The following is a 3237-nucleotide window of genomic DNA, read 5'->3' as shown; positions in this document are numbered from 1 at the left end:
AGGTCTCGCAACCCGAAACTTGTCCGAAGATCGACGGTGACCGCCAGCGTCACCAACGGCCGCGCGCTGCGCTACGCCGAAGGCTCCGCGCGCGGCCTCCTACACCATGTGTTGGGACACTGCCTTTTCCTGATCAGACCAGTCACCGGAATTCATGTGGACAGGCTATTTCGGCGCGAGGGCGATGTCATCTGCGATCAATGAGCTTTCGAAGATGGCCGGATCGCGACAAGGGTTTGGATGCGCGAAAACTTGCCGAACAATGAGGGCTGTACCTCGTTCAATCGCGGTGCACGAGCCGGACAAGCCCGGAGCCGGGTAGGCGAACGGCTGTTTCGGTGAAGCTGCACTGCAGCACCGACGCATCAATGGACGGCAGCAATAGGCCGACCTGGCCTGTCGTGACCCGCGGTACGGGCCCAAGGCTCCAATCTAACGGATGCTACACCCCAGCTGTCGTTCGGAGCCCAAATTACTTGATGCCGTAGCGCAGATCGACTTTCGGCTCACGGCGATTCCGTTTCAGCTATAGACCTTTGATATGCGTTTATCGTCTCCACAAAGGCAAAAGCTGCCTTTGCATTCGATACCATGTATTCCTCGGTCACCCCTGTCTTAGACCGAAATGCGATCTGACCATACAAGCAAATCGGGATTTGGTAGTTCTCCTTGAAGCGCCGGTCAGGCGATCCGTCCTTGTTAGTCTTCGCCCACGTATGTCCGACCACTTCGGCATCGTTTGGCACCCCCTCCGTCTCGTGGAACCGCACCCCTTCAATGTCGATCTTCAATTCGCGAATGTCGATGAGGGCGAACACACCGTCCGCACGAGGTATGACCGCGACACCGGGATAGATCAATATGTCGTCGCCATTGATGTTCTCGAAGCGCATTGCACGTCCCGAGAACTGGATCAGGTCGGTTGAGCTGAACTCAAATATGACCGCATGCCTGTCGATAGTGCGGTTGGCAAGCGTTCGCTCGACAAACTGGTTTGTGGCCTTGTCGCCAGTCACGTCCCATTTCTTATTGCTCAGTTTGAGGCTATCGAACGCTCGAACCACTGATGAGTAAGCGCGCTGCGCCGCGTCCCCGGCCTCGAACTTCACCGCTATTTTGGTGTTGTCTTCCCAGTTCGCCAGCCTCTCGACCTCACCTTTCGTGACTGGCAGTGCTGCTTCGATTGTGTTGAAAAACACCTGTTGATCGGCGGACTGCGCCCTGATTCACTTCCATTCATAGGTGGTGGAGGTGATTGGGATGATGGGATCGCGGCAGGTAGCGCAGGGCGCCCTGTTCTACGAGTTCTCGCTGGAAGATCATGTTCCGCAGGACCATCTGATCCGCGCCATTGATCGGTTTGTTGATCTGGACGGCATCCGGCAGCACCTCGCACCTTTCTACAGCAGCACCGGCCGTCCTTCGGTCGATCCCGAGCTGATGATCCGCATGCTGCTGATCGGCTACTGCTTCGGCATCCGGTCCGAGCGGCGGATCTGCGAGGAGGTTCATCTGAACCTGGCCTATCGCTGGTTCTGCCGGTTGGATCTGAACACGGCGGTGCCTGACCATTCCACCTTCTCCAAGAACCGCCACGGGCGCTTCCGCGACAGCGATCTACTGCGCGAAGTCTTCGAGACGGTCGTTCGCCGTTGCATCACCGAGGGGCTGGTGGGCGGCCGCGACTTCGCCACCGACGCCAGCCTGATCCGTGCCGATGCCGGCAAGATGTATTCCATGTCGCAAGAATTCTGGCAGGGTGGGCAGATCGACGAGGAGACTGCACCCCGCGCCGTGCGCGAGTATCTGGAGACGCTTGACGAAGCCGCCTTCGGCGCCGCCAGCGAGGTGCGTCCGAAGTTCGTGTCCTGCAGCGATCCGGCAAGCCAGTGGACCGCCGCCATGAACGCGCCCGCGATTTTTGCCTATTCCACCAACTATCTGATCGACACCGACAACGCGGTCATCGTGGATGTCGAAGCCAGCCGATCGATCCGCCAGGCGGAAGTCGGCGCGACACGCACCATGATCGACCGTGCAAATGATCGGTTCGATTTACAGCCGGAACGCCTCGCTGCCGACACCGCCTACGGCTCTGCCGAGATGTTGGCCTGGTTGGACGAGCGCCAGATCACCCAGCACATTCCGGTCTTCGACAAAACCGAGCGCGCCGACGGCACCTTTCCGAACACCGCATTCAGCTTCGATCCTGTCGCCGACGAATATACCTGCCCCGGGGGCCGGAAGCTGAAGAAGTATTGGCGTGACATCGGCAAGGAACGACCGGCCTACGGTCCGGACGGTTTCCGTAGATACTACGCCAGCAAGGCGGACTGCGGCACCTGCGAGTTGAAGGCACGCTGCACGCCAAACCAGGACATCCGCCGGATCTCCCGCCATCGCCACGAGGCCGTCCGCGACAAGGTCCGCGCCTTTGCCGGAACCGATGCCTACCTTGAGAGCACGCGACGGCGAAAGAAAGTCGAGATGCTCTTCGCCCACCTCAAGCGCATCCTGCGCCTCGGCCGCCTGCGTCTGCGCGGCCCGAACGGCGCCAAAGACGAATTCCTCCTCGCCGCAACCGCCCAGAACCTCCGCAAACTCGCCAAGCTGATCCCCGGTGGGCCGCAAACGGCTTGAAAGGAGCGCGCGCGCCGATCTCAGCGCGACGTCATCGCAGGATCTGAAGCGAGTTTTTCAACACAATCCTTCCAGCTCTGCCATTCGCTTCTTGTAGAACCAACGGAACAAGCTCGTTTTGCGGCGGTTCAGCTCACCTTGCTGCTTCGCCTCTTCATCGCGTGCCTCCCGCAAGTCAGACTTGACCTGTGATTGTTGTTCGCGCGCTTTCGCTATCAGGTCGCGCAGAGGGAGCAGCGACATGCTGGTCAACACTTCGACCGAAGCACTAGCAATCTCGTTCATACCAACCTGGGGCATGTAGACTTTTGCGGAGGCCGGATTGTTGCCAGCGGCTGGGCTTCCCGTAGGTGGAGAGGCAAATGCATCTGGCTCCGGGGTAATCTGAGGAGCAGGTCCGCGAGGTGCCTTCCCGACGGGAACCAAGAGAGTGCTATAGGATAGACCGGTGCCTGGGGCACCCACTGTTGCACGTGGACCTGTCGCGTATTTGTGCCGCTCCGAGTGCTCGTTTAGGCCACGTGGCGTTCAAAGGCCAAGGGGCTTTTGCCTCCCAATGCTGAGTGCCGACGGCGCGGGTTATAGAAGCCGTTGATG

4 protein-coding genes are annotated in these 3237 nt (G+C 59.6%); 2 read left to right on the top strand and 2 right to left on the bottom strand.

Going from position 1 to position 3237, the window contains the following annotated elements; genetic code table 11:
- On the top strand, positions 1-204 hold a 204-nt coding region (locus tag GL284_RS21760; protein WP_230383527.1), incomplete at its 5' end, for a hypothetical protein.
- Positions 205-506: 302 nt separating this feature from the next.
- Here GL284_RS21760 and GL284_RS21100 read toward each other — a convergent pair.
- Positions 507-1199: a hypothetical protein gene (locus GL284_RS21100; RefSeq protein ID WP_155046371.1), complete on the bottom strand. Its 693-nt coding sequence runs from the start codon at positions 1197-1199 to the stop codon at positions 507-509.
- 61 nt (positions 1200-1260) lie between these two features.
- Between GL284_RS21100 and GL284_RS21095 the strand changes: the two genes are divergently transcribed.
- The gene (locus tag GL284_RS21095; RefSeq protein WP_155046370.1) at positions 1261-2640 is read left to right on the top strand and encodes an IS1182 family transposase; all 1380 of its coding nucleotides are present in this window, start codon (positions 1261-1263) and stop codon (positions 2638-2640) included.
- A gap of 57 nt (positions 2641-2697) precedes the next feature.
- On the opposite strand, the gene GL284_RS21090 is transcribed toward GL284_RS21095, so the two are convergent.
- Positions 2698-2925: a hypothetical protein gene (locus GL284_RS21090; RefSeq protein WP_230383526.1), complete on the bottom strand. Its 228-nt coding sequence runs from the start codon at positions 2923-2925 to the stop codon at positions 2698-2700.
- Between the last annotated feature and the right edge of the window lie 312 nt (positions 2926-3237).

Origin of the sequence: Paracoccus shanxieyensis (assembly GCF_009711265.1) — a bacterium.
GTDB classification, from domain to species: Bacteria; Pseudomonadota; Alphaproteobacteria; order Rhodobacterales; family Rhodobacteraceae; genus Paracoccus; species Paracoccus shanxieyensis.
The sequence above is the reverse complement of the archived record's forward strand: the minus strand, read 5'-3'. Positions and strand labels throughout refer to the sequence as shown.

Coding starts and splice junctions, on each gene's coding strand:
- GL284_RS21095 (WP_155046370.1), top strand. CDS start 1,261: ATGATGGGATCGCGGCAGGTAGCGCAGGGCGCCCTGTTCTACGAGTTC.
- GL284_RS21090 (WP_230383526.1), bottom strand. CDS start 2,925: ATGAACGAGATTGCTAGTGCTTCGGTCGAAGTGTTGACCAGCATGTCG.